This window comes from Brucella sp. NBRC 113783 (genome assembly GCF_040372265.1).
Classification (GTDB): domain Bacteria; phylum Pseudomonadota; class Alphaproteobacteria; order Rhizobiales; family Rhizobiaceae; genus Brucella; species Brucella teleogrylli.
On sequence record NZ_BAABRX010000003.1, the window covers coordinates 149,058 to 171,915 of the forward strand.

Genomic DNA, 22,858 nt, shown 5'->3' on the forward strand with positions numbered 1-22,858 from the left:
GGATTTCAGAATCTCGTGGGGCTGTATGGTGTAATATCGATAGCAGGCGTACGTTCGCCGACCAGATCAGCAACAAGCTGGGCGGTTATAGCGGAGAGAGACACTCCCAGATGCCCGTGTCCGAACGCATAGATCACGTCGCGGCATTTATGGGCTCGGCCGATCACCGGTAATGTGTCGGGCGTTGAGGGTCTATGGCCCATCCATTCAGATGCCGGGCGCCAGTCCTTGAGGGCTGGTACGGCCATCATAGCCTCCGGCAGTAGCGCGCGAATGCGCTTGTAGTTTGGTGGTGCTTTCAGTCCCGCCAGTTCATCGCCGCTTATCAGGCGCAACCCGTCATGCATTGGAGACAAAACAAAGCCTTTGCCGGGAATGACGACCGGACCACGTAACAATGACTGGGACCCTTCACCGAAGCTGATGTGGTATCCGCGTTCGCTCTCAAGCGAAACCTTGTCTCCAAGTTGCCTTGTTAAAATGGAGGACCATGCACCCGCTGCAATGACCACACGATCAAAGTGCTGCTCTCCGGAGAAAACCCGGAGCGCGACGCCGCCCCGTTCTGAAGGTCGAACTGAGCTGACGTGCTCGCGAACGAAGGCCGCACCAAAAGTATGTGCTGTTTCCAGATAGACGCTTGCGAGTTTCTTCGGAAAGCGGACATTTCCTGCTTTCGGCTGATAGAGGCCCTTAAAACACGAAGCGGGATTGAGCGCCGGTTCAAGATCCAGAAGCGAGGATTGGCTAAGGATTTTGTGGCAGACGTCGTGACGTTCCATAAGTTGGCGTTCAAGTGCAGAGCTTTGGAAATCCTTGGCGCTGTCATAGACTTTCAGCCAACCTTCTTGCGTGATCAGATCCTTGACTGCAGCAATCGCCGTCAGTTCCTGATGCGCGACCAGAGCTTGGGAAACGAGAGGATGCATCGCTGCAGCAATGCGATCAACCGCTGTTGTGGTGCCCGCCGCGATGAAGCGCTTTATCCAAGGCAGCGCTTTCGCGGTATGATGAAGGCGCAAGACTGCCGGAGAGTTGCAGTTAAACATATAGGTTGGCAGAGAGCGGACCACCGCGGGTGTTGCGGTAGGCGTAATCGAACCCGTGACAATAGCGCCCGCGTTTCCATAGGAAGTCCCGGCCCCCGGCTCCTCATCACCAAAAACCGTGACGCTGTGACCTTCTTTGGCAAGAGTGAGTGCGGCGCTACATCCGACAATTCCCGCGCCGATGATGGCAACAGAAAGTCGTTCACCGTTTTGCTGACGATGCTGCATGAGGATCGATCTATCTCAATTATGCGACGAAGGTCGCGTCAGTGGTGGAGGACTTTGCTCAGGAAATCGCGCGTGCGCTCATTTTGCGGGTTCTTGAAGAAGTTTTCCGGTTCGCCGCTTTCAATAATCGAACCACGATCCATGAATACGACACGATCAGCAACGCTTCGGGCGAAACCCATTTCGTGGGTGACAACCATCATTGTCATGCCTTCTTTGGCAAGGCTGACCATGACATCCAGCACCTCGTTGATCATTTCAGGATCAAGCGCTGACGTAGGTTCATCGAACAGCATTATCCGGGGCTGCATGCAAAGTGAGCGCGCAATGGCGACACGCTGCTGTTGACCACCCGACAGCTGGTTCGGATAATTATTCATGCGGTCGGCGAGGCCTACTTTGGCAAGCAGTTCCCTGCCGCGTTTCTCGGCTTCGGCTTTTGATAATCCACGCACATGAATGGGAGCGAGGGTTACATTCTCAAGTGCTGTCTTGTGCGGATACAGATTGAACTGCTGGAAGACAAACCCGACTTCCATGCGCAACTCACGCAAGGCAGCTGCCTTGGAACTCAAATCAATGCTGTCTACGACAAGCTTTCCAGACTGAAAGGCTTCCAGTCCATTGACACATCGAATCAGCGTGCTCTTGCCGGAGCCGGAAGGTCCGCAAACCACGACGACTTCGCCCTTGCTGACTTTCAGATCGATATTGTTGAGCACATGAAGCGCGCTGCCGAACCATTTGTTCAGACCCTGAAACTCAATCATTAGACCTGTCCAATTACAAAATAGGAGATTGCGTGCCGCGTTCGATGCGACGTGAAAGATAGATCATCGGATAGCAGACGATAAAGTAACCGATACCGACGACGCCAAAGACCAGCAGACCGTTAGGAATATTCTGTACGATCATCCAGCCGGAGCGGGTGAGGTCCATGATACCGATCGCGGAAACAACAGAGGAATCCTTGACCAGCAGGATGAATTGTCCAACCAGAGAAGGACGAACAATACGCAAAGCCTGCGGCATGACGATCAACCGAAGCTGTTGAGCATAGGTGAAGCCCGACGCAATAGCCGCCTCGCTCTGCCCGCGCGGAACCGCCTTGATGCCGGAAGCAACGATTTCACCGATAAAGCACGCTGACAGATTCGAAAGTGCTATCACGCCCGCATTGAATGCAGTGAGTTCAATCCCAATCGTTGGCAGAATGAAGAAGCAGATGAAAACCTGAACCAGAAAGGGCGTGCCGCGAAACAGATCGATATAGAACCCGGTTATCGCTGATAGCCATCGATTTCCGCCGGCGCGGAGTACTCCAAGGATCAGTCCAAACACCATCCCGATGACGAGGGACAGGAGTGACAGCGCAACGGTCATCCCAAGGCCCTTCAGCAGAACGGGCCAGAAGTTCAACAAGCGTTCGACTTGAAACCAAAACATATGCGCCTCCTGTTAGCGTTCCGGCATGCGATTGAAACGCGACCAGGTGCCAGCCATTGCCTTGAGCAGATAATAGATCAGCAGGAAGCCCGCAGCTGTCGCTGCAAGCCCTTCAACGGGCATGAAGCGATCAAGCGCGATCTGTTGCCCGACGCGGGTAAGCTCAACGACGGAAATCAGAGAAAGAAGGGACGAATCCTTCACAAGTACGATTGCCTGTCCGATCATCGGCGAAATTGTCGGTCGCACCGCCTGCGGCAGAACGATAAGGCGCATACGCTGCATATAGGTGAAGCCAGAACTTAAAGCCGCTTCGAACTGGCCGCGCGGAATGGAAAGGATGCCCGAGCGAATAATCTCAGCAACATAGGCACCGGAATTGATTGACAGGGCTATGATGCCGATGACCATTTCCGGCAGGATGACGCCGAGACGCGGCAGCCCGAAATAGAGAAAATAGAGTTGCGCGAGCAGCGGGGTTGCCCGGATAAGATCGATATAGGCAATGCCGATCGTACGCAGCCAGCGGGTGGGCTGGATGCTGAGCGCACAAGCAACAATGCCTATGATCATTGCGCCGGTGAACCCGGCTGCCGACAACATCATTGTATTCAGAAAACCCTGCCAGAGATCTGGGAGATATTCCGAAATGACCCGTATGTTCAGATTGCCAAACATGTCTCACCGGTTGGATTCAATTTTTGATCAAAGGTGCGGAACGGAATGGTTCCGCACCTCTGTCGGTATCAGTGGTCAGCTTGCCACTTGTTTGAATTGACCCAATAATCCATGTTTTCTTTCAAACGGCCATCGAGCGTCACGTTGTCAAGAAACAGGTTCGTCCAGATCATCAGGTCCTGAGAGTCGTAGCGCACTGCATAGGCAAGCGGTTCTGCGCTAAGCATTTCCGGAAAGACTTCAAATGTGCCTTCAGGATAGTTCTGCACCTGGGCCGCGACCGCCGTGTTGTCGTTTACACCGCATTGGGCTTGGCCGGATGCAACCGCGTCAAGAACCACCGTACCGCCGCCTTTGAACGCCTTCACGGTCGCTTCTGGGAAGTATTTCGGCATGTTCTTTTCCGCAGTCGATCCGAGAATGACAGCGACCGTCGTTCCGGGCTTTTTGCAGTCTTCCACACTCTTGAAGTCGCCGCCTGCAGCGGTGAAAGCAACAGTGCCGACGTGAATCCATGGCTTGGTGAACGCAACCTTGGTCGCACGGCTCATCGTGGCGGTCATATCTGCTGCCAATATGTCAGCCTTACCGGAAAGGAGCGCCGGGATGAGTCCATCCCAATCGAAATCGAGATATGTTACCTTAACGCCCATTTCCTTGGCCATCAGTTCGGTCAATTCAATGGCGCTTCCTGTCCGCTTACCGTTCCTGTCCATGAAGGAATAGGGTGGGCCTTGGGTTTGAACCGCAACGCGCAGTTCGCCGCGGGCGAGGATATCGTCAAGTGTTCCAGCGTGCGCTGTCGTGGTCTGCGCAGCTGCTCCCATGAGCGCAACAAACATTGCAGACGCCATGAGTGCATTGATTTTCTTCAACATTTTGTTTCAGTTCTCCCTCGTTAGGCAATAGTCGGTCGTCTCCGCGCAAGGCGGCCAAATAGAACGGTCATTTTGGTGGCGGATTATTGAGCCTGCTTGTCGCTCTCTTCGTCTTCCCATACACCGCGCGGCAGGCTCAGCCACTTATTATGGGATTTCATGACAACGAAGGTTTCGCTGCCTTGAATTGTTCCTGGCTCTGCCAGTCCGGGCAGCAACTCACTCGTCACCCGGTATAATTCTTCCATATCTCCCTCGAACATCACTTCGCAAAGAATGTCGTATCTGCCGGTGACGATACTTACGGAAGTGACGAAAGGCAGCTCGGACATCTTTCGCGCGATTTCGTCGAGACGGCCCTGTCCATTAGCGTGAATGCCCATCATCGCGACGACAAGCTCGGGACGCTCCGAAACGTTCACAACGCCGGATATCTTGAAAAGCTTATTCTCGATAAGGTTTTTCAGTCGCGCCCGAATTGTGGGTGGGCTGAGCTCAAGCCGCTCGGCGATCTGGTTGGCGCCATCGCGTGCGTCGTCTGACAGAAGCTTGACGAGCTTCCGGTCGATTTTGTCCAGCAATGCACGCATTTACTTAACGCCCCTCTTATTTTGTTGAGGCATAGATATTTCAAAATGACATGCGGAGTCAACAGAAATTTTCTAATAGAAAAATATTAAGGTCGATTATTTTGGTTTTGGAAAAGTGCAAGGCCTTTCAGTTTGGCGGCTTGCCCATCCCGTTTCATGCGTTGTCGCAGCCATCGAGATGGGGAAGTGCTGATTTTTGTCTGACAAAGCGCGTGTCAGATCATCGAACGACTGAGGCCCCCGTCGATTGGCAATGCCACACCGTTGACATAGCTTGCCGCCTCGCTGGCAAGGAACGCCACAACCTCGCCGAATTCCTCCGGTGTGCCATAGCGTCCGACTGGAATTTCTCGCTGGCTCTCGGCAGCAATGACCGCTGGATCTACACCGCGCTCGGCGGCATCCAACTCGTCCAGACGGGTTGTACGCCCGGTCGCAAACCGACCCGGCATGACGACATTGACGGTTACGCCATCTTCAGCCACTTCAGTGGCAAGTGTCTTGGCCCATCCCGCGAGGGCTGATCTTAAGGCATTGGATGCAGCCAGATTGGGAATGGGTTCACGGATGCTTGTCGAGGATACAGCGATGATCCGACCGAAATGACGTTCCCGCATGGCTGGCAGATAGTGAGCGGCGATCTCAATTTGGCTGAGGAACATGCTTCTGATCTGCGTGTTCCAGTAGGCTTCATCATATCGAGAGGCTGCGATTGGGGCGGGGCCGCCGCCATTCAGAAGCAGGATATCGATGCTGCCAATGGCTTTGTCTACATTTTCCATCATTCTGGTGACACTGGCAGCATCGGTTAGATCGCAGGTGAACGACGTCACCGAACCAGCATGTGTGCCAAGGCGCTCTTCCGCTGCGCGCATTGCTATCTTGTCCCTGCCGACGAGTGCAACATTCACGCCGCGCCTTGAAAGAGCCTCTGCAACGCCCAAGCCGAGTCCTTTGTTTCCACCCAGAAGAAGTGCAGTCTGCTTTTTGTGATTCATTTTGATACTCGAACTCTGGAACTGGAGATTGATCTGACTGCATTGACGATCACGGCGATATCTTCATCGGTAGTGCTCAAATGTACGGAGGCTCGAAGTAGTTCCGAAATCCCGCGTATCGACATGTCGTAAGGCGTGTAGCCCGGTCCGTTCATGCCGATGTTGATGCCCATATCAGCGAGATGTTGTTTTACAGGCGCGCAAGGAAAGCCATCGATTACAAAGGTGACGGCAGCGCCTTTACTGTCTCCAAGATCAAGCAAATGGACGCCCGGTATTTCACCAAGTGCCCGACGAAGAACGCTCGCTTTGTGATCCAGATCCAGTCGGATACGGTCCACACCCAAAGCGAGGGTTTGTTCTATTGCTTTCCCGAGGCCGAGTTTGAGGGCCACCGATTCCTCACCAAACTCAAAAGCCCGAGCGCTGTTTGCCACCACAACGTTTCCGGTGCTCAAGGTTGAGGACAGGTTGTCGATGCTACGCGGCACGATTTCTGCTGCAAGGCGGGGAGAAATATAGGCCAATGCCGTTCCGCGCGGCCCGCGTAGAAATTTCCGCCCGCACGCGATCAGAGCATCACAGCCTAATTCGGCAACATTGATCGGCACCTGTCCAATTGCCTGACTGGCATCGATGATAAAAAACGCTGATGAACCGGCCTCACGAATGGTGGCGCCAATCGCGGCCGCAGGATTGATCAATGCACTTCCTGCTCCAATCCAGGTAAGAGCGACAATGCGCACCTCCGATGAGAGGTTTTCAAGGAGCGCAACGGGGTCCACGGCGCTCGTATCATCCGAAGCCATCAAGGAGAGCGAAGCGCCGCTCAAATCTGCGGAGCGTTGCAGGCATAAAACATTGCCAATCCATTCCTGACGGCTGACAACAATCTTGTCGCCGGCAGATAGCGGTATCGAAGCAATCAGGTTGCCATAAAGCTGGCCATGGCTGGTTCCGAAGGCGACATCCTGTGGCGAGCAGCCCAGCAGTTGTGCTGCCGCCTGATAGGTGTTCTGGATGGCATCGGATGCAAACGCACCAGCCTCCATCGGACCGCGTTCCGCTTCGACGCGCAGATGATCAACGACCGCTTGAACCGTTTCGGCGGATGGCAGCCCCGCGCCGCTATGATTGAAATGCACGACGGACATTTGCAGGTCCCTTGATCAACGAATGTGAAAAACGGCTTCAACTTCGACTGGCACGTTGGCTGGCAGCCCCGCCACGCCAATGGCAGAACGCGCATGCTCGCCGCGTTCGCCGAAAACCGCGTTCATGACCTGCGAGGCGCCATTGCCGATCTGCGAATAGGCGGTGAACCCGGGCACGGCATTGACGAAGACCGTAAGCTTGGCCAGCCGGACGACGTGATCAAGATCGCCATCGAGAGCTGCATTCGCCCAGAATATGACATTCGCGGCGCAAAGTTTCGCGCTCTCGAGTGCGGTTTCTATATCAATATCGCGACCGACCTGCCCGACATAAGCAATGTCGCTGCCCTTTTCGGGTATCTGGCCTGAAACATAGAGAAAATTATCGACTTTCGTTGTTGGCGAGAAGGGCAAATCAGGCCGGGCTAGATTGGGCCAGTCGATACCGCAAGCAGCCAATTTATCTTTATAGTGGGACATGTGATGCTCCATTTCCTGGTTTCTGGTGTGATATTGCCAAAGGCCTCGCCCCTCGTGTACCCTTATAATTATTAGTGAGGTATAAGGATTCATTATGGACGCGAGTTACGATCTCAGACTTCTCAGGATGTTCATCGCCGTTGCCGAAACGGGCGCCTTGAGTAAGGCAGCGGATCGTCTTGCGCGCACACAGGCTGCCGTCAGCATGCAATTGCAGCGGATAGAAAAGGAGCTGGACAGGGAACTGTTCACGCGATCCTCGCGCGGGGTTTCTCTGACTGAGGCTGGAGAGGCCTTTCTGACTTATGCGCGGAGGGTCATTGCGCTCACCGAGGATATGCAGCGTGGATTGCTCGATAAGAAACTGGTGGGTCGTATTCGGCTGGGGCTCTTCGAAGATCTCGCCGTCACGCGTCTGCCAGGCGCGATTGCTCAGTTCCGGCAGAAACATCCTTCGGTTGACATTGAGCTCAGTTCATCCAATTCGGCGCAGCTTGCGCGCTCCTTTCATGAAGGGCAGACCGACATTGTTGTCGCCGATCCCGCTCGGTTCGCTCTACCGCCGCTCAGTTTCATATCCTATCAACTGGTCTGGTGCGCAAGCCGATTGCTCGACGTGGACGAAAAGAACCCGCTTCCCGTCGTTCTTTTTGAAACATCCTGTTCGTGGCAGGACCGGATGATCGCGTCCCTCGCAGAAGCAGGCATTGCATGGACCGTTGGCTGTCGCGTGAAAAGTTTACCCGCCATGTTAACGGCTTTGCGGGGAGGGTTGGGCGTTGGGGTGCTGTTTTCCGAAGCAGTCCCATCAGATTGCCAGACTATCAATGGAAGATACAACCTGCCCATAGCGCCGATCGCCGAATTTGGCATATACACAGTCGATGCCCCTTCACCGCTCATCAGCGAACTCGCGAAAGCACTGGAGACGCTATCATAACGTCTCGAAGCTGAAAGCTCGGCGGAAGGATAACGCAATATCACGCCTGACGGCTGTCGAACTCTGCCTGGAGATGCCGGATCGTATCCATATGCTCAACCGTCCAGTGATAGAGGCTCGCGAAGGGTGCCTGTAGTGAACGCCCCAGTGGGGTCAGGCATATGCTTGCAATGAAGGAATGGGGGGAAAGCTACATCGAAGAGAGGCACATCGTGTCCTAGACTAACCGCAATCATTTGATTTGGAGTACTACCAGAATACAAACATTGCGACGGCAGCTGCCGCCATCGCGACGGTCGCAATCCATCCGAACAATCTTGTTGCAAAACCTATCGTGAATTTGCCCATTTCATCGCGCCTGCTCGCTACGATCATCATGGCCGCCATTATTGGAACCGCGACGATACCGTTGACAACCGCGCTCCAAAATAATGCGGCAATAGGGTCGATGGACGAAATCGCAATCGCAACTCCCACTAGGAAAGCCAGTGCGATTACGCCGTAGAATCCAATCGCTTCCCAGGGCTTGTTCGCCAGACCGCATTTCCAACCTTGGGATTCGCCAAAGGCGTAGGCGACCGAGCCCGCAAGCACAGGTAACGACAAAAGCCCAGTTCCAATAATCCCCAAACTGAAGATGAGGAAAGCAAAATCGCCTGCCAATGGCTTGAGGGCTTCGGCGACCTCGGCTGCGGAATTGACCTCGGTCTTTCCCGCCGCATGCAGGGTTGCTGCTGTGCTCATGATGATTGCGATAGCCACAATATTAGAAACAGCCATGCCAGCGAAAGTATCGATACGAATACGTTTCAGTTCCTTCTTTGCTTCTGCGGGATTTTTACGAAGCGGCTGCTCATCTTCTGAATTGTCGATTTCTTCTACCTCCTGAGAGCTTTGCCAAAACAGGAGATATGGGCTTATGGTCGTTCCGAAAATGGCAACGATCATCGTGAGGCTTTCGCCTTGGAGCGGAAAGTTTGGCCAGAAAAAGCCTTTTAAAGCTGCCCACCAGTCGACATTCGCCACGAACAATACTGCTACATATGCAAGTAAAACGAGTGTAAGCCACTTGAGATAGCGAGCATATGTTTCGTAGGTTATGAAGAGTTGCAATCCGAGCGATAAAACCCCAAAAGCTAACGTGAACACGACGGGAGAGCCGTTTGTCACCAGACTGGCGGCTGCGCCCATGGCGGATAGATTGGCACCCATATTGATGGTGTTGGCGATCAGTAGCAGCCCAACAAGCGAAAGCAGCGCCCAGCGGGGAATAATTTCGCACAAATTTGCAGCGAGCCCCTTACCGGTAACTCTACCAATCCGGCCGCTGACCAGTTGGATCGCTGTCATAAGCGGAAACGTAAACAACATGCTCCACAGCATGTTGTATCCGAACTGGGCACCTGCTTGCGAATAGGTTGCTATGCCGCTCGGGTCGTCATCCGCTGCGCCGGTAATCAGGCCAGGACCGAGCTGCTTGAAAAGCGCTGCGCGACGCCAGCGTGGGAGTGTTTGATTGATGTCCGAAGATGGATCATCACTTGCGTCTTTGGGCACGACCATATCCTAATCCATGGACACCATAGGAATCCTATGATTTTCGCTGGGTCGAACAATTGGCGGGCAAATTTGTTCCAATGCCGGATCGCTTGTGATGCCATGAACATGCAGGAACAAAGGCAATCGCTTGCGGTTGGGAAGAGCGGCTTTGAGCCGCTCTGACGTGACGTCTGCGGTACATGCGAGATTGAGGCATATAGGATTGAGCCACGAAGAACTGGATATAATTGCTGAGAAAGCGCGTGTTCGCTATCTAAAAGCTCGCAATCTTCTCATTCTGGAAGCAGCGATTGCGGCTCTGTTGGACACTGAAACGCCCCATGAAGCTGCCGCTATTTTGCGAGAGCAGGCTGATCTGCTGACCCGCTATCTATAACGTATCCCACAATTTGTCGTCGATTATCCGGCTGAGCGATAACTCCGATTGTCCATCTGTGTTAATTCAGCAAACCAGAATGGCTGTTCGTCCGGAATCTCTTGATAAATCCGAAGCCTATGGCAAATCCTTTCAGGCAGATAAGTCAATTTGTCGGGGCAATGTCGAATGGGCGATTTGAGACAGCTGAAGTTCGGTTTTCTCAGACAATGCGTTTTCGGTGCAGAGACGGCGTCAACCAAAATCGACTGTGGCAAACGTCGGTTGGCGAGTACAACCGCGCTCGGTCGGATTTTCTGCGCGCTCATGGTTTCTGCGACAGTTATCGGTTCGCCCTTGATGGTCAGAAATGCTGATGCACAACAGCAATCCGGGACTGGTGGGGCAGGTGGAGCTGAAGGTACGCCGCCGTCGCATTACGATGCGAAAGGCAACCCGGGTGGGCAGGGATTGGGCGCTTCCGCTACATCGGGCGGTGGCGGTGGAGGAGGAGGGGCCGGTGGCGCCGCGGGCGGTGTTCATAATGGTAATCATGCTTCCTCGACAAGTGGCGGCGCCGGTGGCGAGGGTGCAAGAAAAGCTTACGGCGGCGCTGCGGGCAGCAACGGTATTTTCGGATATTCAGGAATTTCAGCGCCCGATGTTCTCGTGGTGCACGGCTTCGATGGCGATAGCGGCAAGCCCGGCGAGGGTGGGAAAAAGGGGCAAGGCGCTTTCGCCACCGGTAATGGCGCTTCGGGCGGCGGCGGTGGTGGCGGTGGGGGTGGTGGGAACGGCGCGATCTTCACCGATTCCGTGACGACGCTTTCCGGCCAGACCTTCATCGGCGGCGCGGGTGGGGCTGGTGGTGGTGGCGGGCAGGGTGGCGATGGCGTGACGGTATGGAACGTTTTCACCGTTACGCCCGGCGAGGGTGGCAGTGGCGGTGGCGGTGGCGGCGGTGGTGGTGGTGGTATCGGCATTTCCACATCGTCCGACCTCACAGTCAGCAACGGCAGCACCATTATGGGCGGCAATGGTGGGGCAGGTGGTGCAGGCGGAATTTCTGGTATGCACGCCGACGAAAACACTAGTGGCAGCGTGATGGTTTGCGAGGACGATGAGGGCGAAATTGAATGTTCAAGCCCCATATCGCTCCCATCTGCTCCCTACGATACCCTGACAACAGGTGGCGGACGTAGCGGTAATGGCGGCGGAGGCGGTGACGCTATCAGCTCCTTTGGCCAGTCTACGATCGCGATCGAAACAGGTGTTACCGTAAAAGGCGGCGATGGCGGAAACGGCGGAGCGAGCCTTCCGGGTGGCAATACAGCTTCTGATGGTGGCGATGGCGGTCGTGGTGGAAATGGTGTTACCGCGACGGCAACGGCTGCTGCGGTTTCGAATGCGGGCACGATTACAGGTGGAAACGGTGGTGATGGCGGTCGCGGCGGCGGTGGTGCAGACACTGGTGGCAATGGCGGCCGTGGCGGTGATGGTGGCATTGGCGTTTCCATGGCCGCGGGGGGCACACTGACCAACAGTGCCGGTGCAAATATTACGGGCGGCAATGCAGGGGCGGGCGGAAAAGCGCCTTCGACGCCGTCGTCGCCACCTTCCTGGTGGTATAATGGCTCCGACGGACAATCTGGCGCTGCCGGTGTTGGGGTCTATTTCTCTTCGGGCGACGCAACCCTTTTTAATGCCGGAACGATTTCCGGCGGCGTCAATCAGGACGGTTCGCGTGCCGCCGCCGTGCAATTCAGCGGTAGCAATAATGCGCTGGTTCTGGGGGCCGGTTATGCCTTCAGCGGCAAGGTCGTCGCGGATAAGAACGGCCAGAACACTTTGGTTTTTGGTGGGGCTGGTGCGGCCCAGTTCGACCTGACCGGTTTTGAAAAAAGGTTTCAAGGATTCGATGCGCTCGAAAAGCGTGATACCAGTACGTGGACTTTGACCGGGTCGCCCGAAACATTCAACGGAAACCTCGGCATTCATGGCGGCACGCTCGCCCTGACTTCGGGCGCGCAACTGAATGCCGAGAATGTTGTTGTAGGGTCTGCTCAGGGCGAAACGGCATCCGGGCAAGTAAGCGGCATCGGCACTAGTCTTAATGTCAGCGGAACTTTGTCGGTGACGGGCTATGGCAACGTCTCACTTAGCATAGTGAATGGCGGCAGGGTGAATGTTGGTGGAGACGTCGTTGTGGGCGACACGCCATCCGTTATTGCCGGCCCAGAAAACTCGTTGACTGTCAGCGGAGCAGGATCAAGCCTTCATGTCGGTGGCGCCGTCAATATCGGTGATCTGCTTTCCATCACTGAGGGCGGCGTGGCGCATGGCAGTCAAGTGATGCTTGGGACGGGCCATCCCGGCAGCAACACAGCGCGGGTCCTGGTGGACGGGGCCGGTTCGCTTCTGAATATCGCCGAAGTCAATGTGGGCTATGTCGGTAATGGAACACTGACCGTTTCCAAGGGTGCACGCATTGGCTTGGCGGCAGGCGGCAGCGTCGTGCATGTTGGACAGAACGGAGCGCAGGGTATAGTGAATATTGGCGCAGCTGCGGGCGAGACAGCGGTCGCAGCCGGAACGATCCACAGTACCGTAGTGCTCGGTAGTCAGGGGACGCTCAACCTCAATCATGATACCGCTGGCTACCGCTTCGATACGACGGTGCAGGGCACTGGCACAATCAATTTTCTGGGCGGTGAAACCGCAATCACTGGTCCGGGATTGGCCCAGTTCGCCGGTCAGTCGACCGTTTCCAACGGCAGTGTTGTGCTGAAAAGTTCGGCTGTTGTCGGAGGCACGATCACCGTCAATGCGGGCGGTGCGATCAGCGGTTCCGGCACATTGGGCAACACAACGATCAACCATGGTGGCAAGATCGCACCGAGCTTGCAATCGCAGTTGACGGTCAATGGCGACTTGACGCTTCAAAGCGGCGGCACATTTGTCTATGGGCTCGGCGCCTCCAATGCGGAGAAGGCGGCGTCCATTCACGTTGACGGCGATCTGGCGTTGAACGGCGCGACGTTGAAGGTCGATGGAAGTTCGACCAGCTCGCTGCTCGGTTATCATCGCATGATTTCCTATAGCGGCAGCCTGACGGAATCCAATGGCGGTTTGATAGTCGGCGAGACGCCGGCAACCGGTCCCATCGCTTATAATTATAGCATTGAAAACGCGCCTAACGCCGTGGACCTTCTAGTCTCAGCCAACGGCCTCAATATTCTTCAGACCTGGGGCGATACCGGCACATGGTCCGCAACAGAGCAGAACTGGTACGATCCTGTCGGCGGTAATCCTTCGCTTCTTTCCCAATGGGGAAGCGGCTACGCGGTTTTCCGCGGTGATGGGGGCACGGTCACGCTGGATGGAACGCAAACAGCCGTCGGGCTCCAGTTCGCAGGCGGTGACTATACGATCACGGGTGGCGCGGCCCTCAATCTCACCGGCTATTCGGACAATGTCATAACCATAGCCGTGCCGGAATTGCGTGTGCTGGCCGGTGAAACCGCAACTATCGCATCGACGATTACAGGCAGCGACGGGCTGGAGAAAACCGGCGACGGCCTGCTTGTTCTGTCGGGTTCCAACAGCTATTCCGGTGATACGATCGTCAGTGCGGGAATATTACAAGTTTCTGCCGCGAATAATCTGGGACAGGCCACCAATGGACTGACGATCAACAATAGCACGCTGCAGACGACTGGCGCACTCTCGCTCGCCAGCTTCGTGTCATTGGGTGGTGAAGCAGCATTCGACGTGGCGTCAGGGACCCAGCTGCAACTGACCGGAAGTATTTCAGGCGCGGGTTCGCTGACCAAACAGGGCGAGGGAACATTGTTGGTCGGAAATGCGGCGAATAGCTGGTCCGGCGGTACGCTGATCGAGGCTGGCACGCTCCGTATGGCGGCCAGTACACCCGGCGCGCTGCCGAACATGACCGATTATCTGATGACAGGCGGCACGCTCGACCTCAACGGCAATGCGCTCACCATGCGTTCCTTGTGGGGAAGCGGCGGCACAATCTCCATCGATAATGCGAGCCTCACCGTCAATCAGGATGAGGATACGGTTTTTGCGGGCGACATCACCGGCGCGGGCGTCAATAGCAGCCTGACCAAGGATGGAGACGGCATTCTGGTCCTGACAGGCAGTAACGGTTTTCAGGGCGAGACCAATATTCTCGGCGGCACGCTTGCGATTTATGAAGCGCAGAATATCGGCACCGGTTCGGCGAACATCCGGATCAGTGGCGCGGCGCTGGCGACGCTCGGCAATATCACTCTCACGCGGGATGTGGAACTGTCCGGCACGGCCACGATCGACACATTGCTGGGAACAGCGCTCGACCTGTCGTCCGATGTCTCGGGCAGCGGAGCCTTGTACAAGGACGGGGCGGGTTCGCTCATTCTCAGTGGCGAGGCCACCCATGGTGGAGGCACGACCATTGCCAATGGTTTCCTCCAGATTGGCAATGGTGGCGCAACGGGTTCGATTGCGGGAAATATCGTCAATAATGGCGGTCTCGTATTCAACCGGCAGAACAGCTACGCCTATTCGGGGATGGTTTCGGGTGCAGGCGCGCTGATTCAGGCAGGCGTGGGCACGACGGTTCTGACCGGCGACAACAGCTATACCGGCAATACGTTCATTTCTGATGGCACATTGCAGATCGGTGACGGCGGAACGACAGGCTCCATCATCGGTGGGATTTTGAACGAAGGTGTTCTGGCAGTCGACCGCTCGGACAGTTACAGTATCGAAGGCCTTATCGTCGGAACTGGTTCGTTCGTGCAGGCCGGGTCCGGTACGACCATCCTTGCAGCCGACAACGCCTATTATGGCGGAACGACGATCGCCAATGGTGTGCTGCAACTCGGCACAGGTGGCAATTCCGGCTGGATCGAAGGCAATGTCGTGAATGATGGCGCACTTGTCTTTAACCGTTCGGATGCGGTGCTTTTCTCCGGCGATATCAGCGGTAGTGGTGGGGTAAACCAGATCGGGTCAGGCGCCACAATCCTGTCAGGTGACAACAGCTATACGGGCGGCACCTCTATCACCTTGGGTGCGCTGGTTATCGGCAATGGCGGCACAACCGGCTCCCTTATGGGCAATATCAGCAATAACGGCATTCTGGGCTTCAACCGCTCCGACACAATGACCTTTGCAGGTGCCATCAGCGGTACGGGTAGCGTGCAGCAGATCGGCACAGGCACAACCATTCTGACTGGCAGCAACACCTATACCGGTGCGACGACGATTACCGCCGGTCGTTTGCAGATCGGTGATGGGGGTACGTCCGGCTCGATCACAGGTCACGTCATCAATAACGGAACACTGGCGTTTGATCGGTCCGATACCGTGACATTCGACGGAATGGTGTGGGGTGACGGCAAACTGGAGCAGGCGGGTAGCGGCGCTCTCGTTTTAACTGGCCGCAACCAGTATGGCGGCGGCGTCACCGTATCCTCCGGCACGCTGCAACTGGGCGATGGCGGTGAAAACGGCACGCTTGCGGCAAATGTCGAGAATAACGGGCAGTTCGTCGTTAATCGTTCGGGAACTGTTGTGCTGAAAGGCGATATTTCCGGCTCGGGTTCGTTTGAGCAAATCGGCAGCGGCGTGACGGTGCTAGCCGGCAATAACAGCTATGGCGGCGGCACGACGGTAGTGGCCGGTACGCTGGTGGTCGGACTTGGCGAAACGGGAAGCATTGCCGGTAATATCGTCAACAATGGCACGCTCGCCTTCAATCGCTCCGACAATTATGCCTTTTCGGGAGCCATTTCCGGGTCTGGCGCGTTCTGGCAAATCGGTGAAGGCACAAGTGTTCTGAGCGGTAACAACAGCTATTCAGGCGCGACGGAGATTTATGCCGGTCGTCTTGCGGTCAACGGCTCGATTGCGTCTTCATCGCTGGTCACCGTCCATGAAGGCGGTGAACTTGGCGGAAACGGCATGGTTTCCACCACGCATATTGACGGTGGCACGCTTGCGCCCGGCAATTCCATCGGCACGCTGACGGTCAACGGCGACTTGAGCTTCACCGGCGCATCGACCTATGCCGTGGAGGTTTCTGCATCGGACGCCGACCGGGTCAATGTCAGCGGTCAAGCCGATCTGGGCGGGGCGATGGTGGCCGCGACTTTCGCGCCCGATAAATATGTCATGCGTCGCTATACGATTCTGAACGCGGAAGGCGGAATTGGCGACAGCCGGTTCAGCACGGAACTGACGACGGATCTGCCTCGAAGCTTTACCTCTAACCTGAGCTATGATGCCGATAATGCCTATCTTGATCTGACCTTGAACCTGACTGGCCTCAATGTGAACCAGCGCAATGTCTCTGCGGCGTTGGTCGACTATTTCAATCGGGAAGGTCAAATTCCGCTGGCTTATGGTGGGTTGGATGCGGAAGGCCTGACAGTCGCATCGGGCGAACTGGCGACCGCCGTACAACAGACAACCGTGGATGCGATGAGCCAGTTCATGACGACGCTGACCGATCCGTTGGTGGCGGGTCGAGCGACTTCAGCTACGCGCGATACGTACGACCCGTTTATGGGACGATGGAATCTGTGGGGCGCGGGTTATGGCGCGTCGCGCTCGCTGGATGGCGACAACATCATCGGTTCGCATGATCTGCGCAGCAAGATCAACGGCGTGGCCGTGGGTGCGGACTACCAGCTGTCAACCAACACCTTGCTCGGCTTTGCCGTGGCTGGCGGACATGGCAGTTTCAGTCTCTCCGATGGTCTGGGCAGCGGTGATTCCGATCTGTTCCAGCTTGGCCTTTATGGTCGTCAGACTGTCGGAAACGCTTATTTCAGCGCGGCGCTTGCCTATGGCTGGCAGGATATAGAGACAGAGCGCGCCGCCGCAATGAATGGCGTGGATACATTGCAGGCCGACTATAATGCCAATGCATGGTCGGGCCGTTTGGAAACTGGTTATCGTTTCGATACGCCATGGATCGGGATTACGCCCTATGCCGCCGGGCAATTTGTCAGCTTCAACCTGCCGTCCTATGCCGAAAAGATCGGCGGTGGTCAGGATAGCTATGCGCTGGATTATGCATCGAAACACGAAACAGCCGGTCGCAGCGAACTGGGTTTAAGAGCGGATAAATCCTTTGTGCTCCCTGATGGGGTTCTCACCCTTGCAGGCAGGGCTGCGTGGCTGAGAAACTTCAATAATGACCGTGCCATGACGGCTGTATTTGCAGGATTGCCGGGAGCCGGTTTTGTCGTGAATGGCGCAACCATGCCCCGTGATACCGGGCTCGCCAGTGTTTCAGCGGAAATGCTCTGGAACAACGGGCTGTCATTGGGCGCTGCATTCGATGCCGAATTTTCCGGCAATAGCAGTAACTATGCCGGAAAAGGTACGCTGCGCTACCATTGGTAGCGCCGACGGTCAGGAAGGTTTATGAACGCGGAACCCTAGTCCAGTGGCCCGCGCCACCGCCATTGTAGAAATCAATGTCGAAGCCCTGCACCTGACCCTGATCGAGTTTGAAGACGATGGATGCGAGCGAACCAACCAGTTCGGCCTCACCGACCGGGACAAAGGCGAAAGTGTCGCCGTCCCAATGTTGCAGTGGGAACTGCATTTCCTTCGGACCCAGGACCAGTGTCAGCGTTCCGTTGATCTCCCTGATTTCCGTCTTGCCGAAATAGGCGTTGTCGAAGCTGCCGGTATAATCCTGTAAGGTTTTGGCGGGGACTGGTTGGGCCGGCTTTTCCTTGAAGGACAGGTCGCCTTGCGGTTGGAAAAAGCCTTTCATGGCGCCATTATAGGCGACAAACCAGTCGCGGGAAGATTTGCCGTAAAGTGCAGTGTCGGTGAACTGCGCCACGACAGATTCCGCAGCGCCCACCGGTGCGCCATTCGTCAGGACGATAATGCCGATATCGGCTGATGGCACGATCTTGAAGGCGGTGCCTGCGCCGAGCAGGAAAGCGCCGGAGTGTCCCATGGATGGCCGTCCGCCCAGTTCCGTATTGACGTTGAAGCCATAGCCGTAAAAGCCGGAACGCGCGCTGGTGTCATGTGCCCGCGCGCTGAACGACTGCGGCGAAAGTGCTGGCAAGAGCGCGTCTTCGGTGATCATTCGCTTGCCCTTGTATTCGCCATTGGCGAGCAGCAGTTTTAGCCACTCCGCCAGATCAATGACATTGGATGAGACACCGCCAGCTGGCGCCTGTTCATCCGCATTGCGTTGCCCGAGCGGCAGAAAAGCGTCATTTTGATAAACATGCAATGCGGCGCGGTTGTCATGGGCCGTATAATCGGCATAGCGATAGCTGGTCGATTTCATGCCAAGCGGCTTCAGCAGCTGCTCATAGGCGAGTTTTTCCCACGGTTCACGCGCCGCTGCGGCAACGGCTTCCGCGCCGATGGTCGTACTGAAATTCGCATAGTGATAAGAGGTGCGGAACGGATCGAGCGGCAATTGCTGCAAGCGGGCAATGACACCGTTGCGCTTGAAGCCTAAATCTTCCAGATCGTCACCCGCCGTACCCGGCAGGCCGCTGCGGTGTGCAAAGAAATCCCCGATTGTTCCGTTTTCAGAAACATAGTCATTGGCGAGCTTGAAGCCGGACAGGTGTTTTGCCACCGGGTCGTCCCATGCAACCGTGCCCTTTGACACTTCAATGGCGGCGACCGTCGCAGAAAGCGACTTGGAAATAGAGGCAATCTGGAAAACAGTCTCGGCATCGACCGCGGCCTCTTTGCCGACCTCGCGTTTGCCATAACCCTTGGCGAAAACGGTCTTGCCGCCGCTCACGACAGCAACCGCCATGCCGGGAACGTGGCTGCGTTTCATGATGTCGGCAACAATCTGTGGCAGAGCCTTTAGGGCTTTCTCTGTGCTGCCCTTTGGAATCTGTATCGCGTCGGCAGCCGGATTTGGCTGGTTCTGTATGGAAACCGACTGCGAGAGGGCTGCTGTCGAGCAGCCAAGTGCAAGCAGGAAGGCAAGGATGATGGACGATGTTCTGGTTCTCATGACTGCCTTAAAACCCCGTTTGATAAGCGATGCGGAAAACGCCCTGATTGATATTCAGCGACTGGTCGCGCTGATGAATCAGTCCTGATTGCAGAATGATGCCGATGGGCGTGACATAAGTGACCGTGCCGGCTGCGCCCCAGTCCCAATCGGATTGAAGCCCGTATTGCGCCAGCTTTTCATCTTCGCCGGATAGTTTGCGCAGCGCGGTTGTCGCCGTGAACTGCCAGCGGTCATAAGACAGCGAGAGAGATGTCACGCCATTGCCGTTGGAAACCGGCGCGCCACGAAAGGCGCTTGAAAAGGTCGCCTCGTTAAACCAGCTCAGGTTCCACTTATCGGTGAGCGCCGTGTCATAGCGCAGCCGGGCTGAAATCGTATTGGCGCTTTCGCCATAGCCCGGTTCAGCCTCCAGGCGTCCGATATCGACACCGCCGGACGTTTTCTTCAGGCCGGGGAGATTGCGGAAGTCATAGGACAGGATGAACGAGTTCAGATCGTTACTGAACGCTGGCGGTTGTCCGCGCGTGGGCGAGATAAAACCGTCATCGAAGGTGAGACGGCGGCTGAGAGCCGAATCGTCACGTTTAAACACCAGGCCGGCGAAGGAATGCGCGCCCATATTCTCTGTGTTGAACGTGTAGCGCGCGCCAAGCCCGATCGAGCCGTTATATTGAAAGTCGTCGGTATAACCGTTGTAGAGTCCGTCAATCGCATGCCAGCCGTCACCAAAACCCATATCCATCTTGCCGCCATAGAGCGCAAAATTATCGGACGTATAGGACGCAAACAGGTTTTTCAGCGTGAAGCCGAGATCGGAGAAAGCGTTGTCCTCCGTCGCCTCGACGGAGGAATCAAAGGTGATTTTCGACAGAACGGAAAACCGCTGTGACAATTGCCAAACGAGTGCGGCTTCCGCTGTCGGCTGAACACTGTTCCAGTGCGAACGCGGAATCTGGCCGTTCTCGTCCTTGATGCCAAAATAGCCGGTATAGCCAGTCATGAACAATAACTGACCGTTAAGCTTCGGATAATCACCCGCAGCATCCGCATCGCCCAATTTGCTATAGGGCGTGAGAAATATCTCTGTCTTGAAGATATCCCGTTTCTCTTGAGCAAAAGCCCCCGGCGCTCCAATGCCGAGAGCAAATGCAGCGCCGAGCAGCGCGCAGCGCGCGTTCATCATCGCGCCAGTTCGGCTGCCAGTTCGCGTACTTGCGAATGGATATTCTCGAACATGGCGAAGTTCACGCGGCTGGCCACAACAAATATGCCGAGCTTGCGGTTCGGCGACAGAACCACATAGCTCATAAAGCCGCCGAGACCGCCACTTTTGCCAAGCAGGAACGGAGTTTGGTTGCTAGGCAGGGTGGCGACCCAGCCAAGACCCATGCCATCGCCAGCGGTGACTTCGGTGCCCACCACATGCTTCAACCCGTCATAGGGAAGCCACAGTGTATGATCGAGCAGGGCGTCTTCTCGCAACTGACTGGCACCATCGAGATGCCAGCGCATCCAGCGCACCATGTCTTCGGCGGACGTGTAGATACCGGCGCTTGCATACATGATGTCGGGAACAGGGCTGTTCGCGTCCGGCTTGTCGAGCGGATCAAGCCCCGTCATCAGGCGTTTCTTCTGCTCGTCGCTCAGCACATTGGTTGTGTCGGTAAGACCAGCCGGTTTCAGCACTTCGTTGGCGAGAACCGTGGAATAATCCGCACCGCCAGCCTTGGCGAGTGCGTCACCCAGAAGGCCGTAACCGAGATTCGAATAAATCGTCGTGGTTCCCGGCGCATAGGCAGGCTGATTGCTGCCCATCCACTTCCAGTAATAATCGCGATCGAAAGCGGCGAACGGGTTATCTGTGATTTTGGTGTCCGGGTTCGGCAGTTCGCGCGGCAAACCTGCCGAATGCGTGGCAAGGTCCAGCAGCGTGATCGGACGGCCATTGACTCCGACCTTGGCGCCCTCAGGTGCATATTTTTGCAGCGGGTCGGTCAGCTTGAGTTTGCCCTTGGCGGCAAGCGCGGCCAGCAGATCGCCCGCGAAAACCTTGGAGACGGATGCAATGCGGAAGATCGAACGCGCGTCCGGTTCAGTATCGTTGCCCGGTGCAGTTTCACCATAGGCCTGAATGACGCTGTCGTCGCCCTGTACGACCGCAATGATAAGGCCCGGTGCACCAGAGTTCAGAAAAAGCTGCATGCCCGCCATGGAGACGGCATCTTTCAGGGCGAGGTCTTCTGCCTTCGCCTTGCTGCTGGCGGTGAAGATAAGACTGGTGGCGACCAGCGAGACAGTTGTGAAATAGGCTAGCATCCGTGACGACATGCGGGAACCCTCATAGAACCGTTGGGGAGGACGTTCTGATGCATGCACCATCCAAGAAATTGCGGGAATGACAATATTCCAAGGATGAAACGACGTGCCGGTTTGACGAATGACATGTCGCCAAAAGCGTAACGGACACAAAGCGCTAGGCGCTATATTCCCATGCGTTCGCGCAGTTGTCTTCGGTAGGAGCGCGAGACGGGCCATGCCTGATCGACAGCGCGCATCCTGATCTGCCACTTGTCGATTTTTCTGCGATCCACATCGACAACATGCAGCGTGTTGACGAAGGCGGTTCTGTGTATGCGAAGAAAGATTTTCGACGGCAGCAGGCTGGACCACATGCCGAGCGAGCGTGAATCAAGCAGCATAGACCCGTCTTCGAGCCATATTTCGCTGTAATTGCCCGCCGAGCGCACCCCGACGATGATTTCCGGCTGGACGCCGCGCACGACGCCGCGATTGCTGAGATAGACGAGGGGTGCTGTGCTTTCCGCAGCGATTGATTTTTCGGACGCTCGATTGGTCGAATATTTGGCTTGCCCAATCAGATTGGCGCACTGAAAGAGGGCGTTGACTTCGCTTGCCGACCAAATCTTGTTTGCGACGGTCGTATCGAAGCCGATGATGCCCCGCAGTTTATCATCGTAAAAAACCGGCACGCTGAGCACACTTTTGTTGCTCTGGCGCAGGAATTCAACCTGAATCGCCCGGGCGGTCCGGGGCAGGTCGGTAACATCGTGGACGGCAACTGCATGTCCCAGCATCAGATATTTGTGCAGCCAGGCAATGAGGGTGGTCGGTGTTTCCTGAAGCTCAGAAATATAGGCTTTTGTCTGGCCCCGGCACCATTCATGGGTGTTGCAGAAGCGGAGCAGGTCGGGCCGATATTCGATCATCCAGGCCCGGTCGGCGTTCGATGCATCGCCCATCAGAGCGAGTTGTTCGGATATAGCGTCGTTGACGGGATATTTGAGCAGGCTCATGCCGCAAAGGTAAGGCCAGTCCAGTGTAGCGCTACGCGCAAGATCAGCCTTTACGTGTATCCTGTAGGAGCCCGTTACCTCTGACAATTCAGTATGAAGCATGGACTTCCCTCCGCGTAGCCGGGAATCAAGTGAAATACCAGTACAGGATCTGGCT

Annotated in this window: 17 protein-coding genes; 3 read left to right on the forward strand and 14 right to left on the reverse strand. The window is 55.9% G+C overall.

Annotated features, from left to right (window positions below):
* Positions 1-5: 5 nt before the first annotated feature.
* From ABWW11_RS11240 to ABWW11_RS11280, 9 genes are all read right to left on the reverse strand, one after another.
* On the reverse strand, positions 6-1,277 hold the full coding sequence (locus tag ABWW11_RS11240; RefSeq protein WP_109366160.1) for an NAD(P)/FAD-dependent oxidoreductase: 1,272 nt from the start codon (positions 1,275-1,277) through the stop codon (positions 6-8).
* 38 nt (positions 1,278-1,315) lie between these two features.
* The gene (locus tag ABWW11_RS11245; RefSeq protein ID WP_109366159.1) at positions 1,316-2,047 is read right to left on the reverse strand and encodes an amino acid ABC transporter ATP-binding protein; all 732 of its coding nucleotides are present in this window, start codon (positions 2,045-2,047) and stop codon (positions 1,316-1,318) included.
* 13 nt (positions 2,048-2,060) lie between these two features.
* Positions 2,061-2,723, reverse strand: coding sequence for an amino acid ABC transporter permease (locus tag ABWW11_RS11250; protein WP_109366158.1), 663 nt, complete (start codon positions 2,721-2,723; stop codon positions 2,061-2,063).
* 12 nt (positions 2,724-2,735) lie between these two features.
* Complete coding sequence (locus tag ABWW11_RS11255; protein ID WP_109366157.1) at positions 2,736-3,401, reverse strand: amino acid ABC transporter permease; 666 nt, start codon at positions 3,399-3,401, stop codon at positions 2,736-2,738.
* 68 nt (positions 3,402-3,469) lie between these two features.
* On the reverse strand, positions 3,470-4,279 hold the full coding sequence (locus tag ABWW11_RS11260) for an ABC transporter substrate-binding protein (RefSeq protein WP_171317717.1): 810 nt from the start codon (positions 4,277-4,279) through the stop codon (positions 3,470-3,472).
* An 83-nt stretch (positions 4,280-4,362) separates the two neighbouring features.
* Positions 4,363-4,869, reverse strand: a complete 507-nt coding sequence (locus tag ABWW11_RS11265) for an Lrp/AsnC family transcriptional regulator (RefSeq protein ID WP_109366156.1) — start codon at positions 4,867-4,869, stop codon at positions 4,363-4,365.
* Positions 4,870-5,084: 215 nt separating this feature from the next.
* The gene (locus tag ABWW11_RS11270; RefSeq protein WP_109366155.1) at positions 5,085-5,867 is read right to left on the reverse strand and encodes an SDR family oxidoreductase; all 783 of its coding nucleotides are present in this window, start codon (positions 5,865-5,867) and stop codon (positions 5,085-5,087) included.
* Complete coding sequence (locus ABWW11_RS11275) at positions 5,864-7,021, reverse strand: aminotransferase class V-fold PLP-dependent enzyme (RefSeq protein WP_109366154.1); 1,158 nt, start codon at positions 7,019-7,021, stop codon at positions 5,864-5,866. The genes ABWW11_RS11270 and ABWW11_RS11275 overlap by 4 nt, the downstream gene beginning before the upstream one ends.
* Positions 7,022-7,036: 15 nt before the next feature.
* On the reverse strand, positions 7,037-7,501 hold the full coding sequence (locus tag ABWW11_RS11280) for a RidA family protein (RefSeq protein WP_181375977.1): 465 nt from the start codon (positions 7,499-7,501) through the stop codon (positions 7,037-7,039).
* 94 nt (positions 7,502-7,595) lie between these two features.
* Here ABWW11_RS11280 and ABWW11_RS11285 point away from each other — a divergent pair, with 94 nt between their 5' ends.
* Positions 7,596-8,441 (forward strand): LysR family transcriptional regulator, encoded by an 846-nt coding sequence (locus ABWW11_RS11285; RefSeq protein WP_109366152.1) that lies wholly within the window; start codon positions 7,596-7,598, stop codon positions 8,439-8,441.
* A 249-nt stretch (positions 8,442-8,690) separates the two neighbouring features.
* On the opposite strand, the gene ABWW11_RS11290 is transcribed toward ABWW11_RS11285, so the two are convergent.
* Entirely contained in the window at positions 8,691-10,004 is a 1,314-nt protein-coding gene (locus ABWW11_RS11290; protein WP_109366151.1) for an Nramp family divalent metal transporter, read from the reverse strand.
* Positions 10,005-10,203: 199 nt separating this feature from the next.
* On the opposite strand from ABWW11_RS11290, the gene ABWW11_RS11295 reads away from it, so the two are divergent.
* Together ABWW11_RS11295 and ABWW11_RS11300 are read left to right on the forward strand one after the other, a co-directional pair.
* Complete coding sequence (locus ABWW11_RS11295) at positions 10,204-10,377, forward strand: hypothetical protein (protein ID WP_167836062.1); 174 nt, start codon at positions 10,204-10,206, stop codon at positions 10,375-10,377.
* Positions 10,378-10,641: 264 nt separating this feature from the next.
* Entirely contained in the window at positions 10,642-17,778 is a 7,137-nt protein-coding gene (locus ABWW11_RS11300) for an autotransporter-associated beta strand repeat-containing protein (protein ID WP_319080302.1), read from the forward strand.
* 19 nt (positions 17,779-17,797) lie between these two features.
* Here the strand turns inward: ABWW11_RS11300 and ABWW11_RS11305 are convergent, their stop codons facing one another.
* The 4 genes from ABWW11_RS11305 to ABWW11_RS11320 all read right to left on the reverse strand — a co-directional run bounded on the left by ABWW11_RS11305 (position 17,798) and on the right by ABWW11_RS11320 (position 22,803).
* Positions 17,798-19,384 carry a serine hydrolase gene (locus ABWW11_RS11305; protein ID WP_124915373.1) on the reverse strand — a complete coding sequence of 529 codons (1,587 nt, stop codon included), beginning with the start codon at positions 19,382-19,384 and terminating at the stop codon, positions 17,798-17,800.
* Between the two features lie 7 nt (positions 19,385-19,391).
* Positions 19,392-20,567 (reverse strand): hypothetical protein, encoded by a 1,176-nt coding sequence (locus ABWW11_RS11310; protein WP_109366442.1) that lies wholly within the window; start codon positions 20,565-20,567, stop codon positions 19,392-19,394.
* Positions 20,567-21,715: a D-alanyl-D-alanine-carboxypeptidase/endopeptidase AmpH gene (gene ampH, locus ABWW11_RS11315; RefSeq protein WP_235942832.1), complete on the reverse strand. Its 1,149-nt coding sequence runs from the start codon at positions 21,713-21,715 to the stop codon at positions 20,567-20,569. The genes ABWW11_RS11310 and ampH overlap by 1 nt, the downstream gene beginning before the upstream one ends.
* Positions 21,716-21,867: 152 nt before the next feature.
* The gene (locus ABWW11_RS11320; protein WP_171317712.1) at positions 21,868-22,803 is read right to left on the reverse strand and encodes a LytTR family transcriptional regulator DNA-binding domain-containing protein; all 936 of its coding nucleotides are present in this window, start codon (positions 22,801-22,803) and stop codon (positions 21,868-21,870) included.
* Between the last annotated feature and the right edge of the window lie 55 nt (positions 22,804-22,858).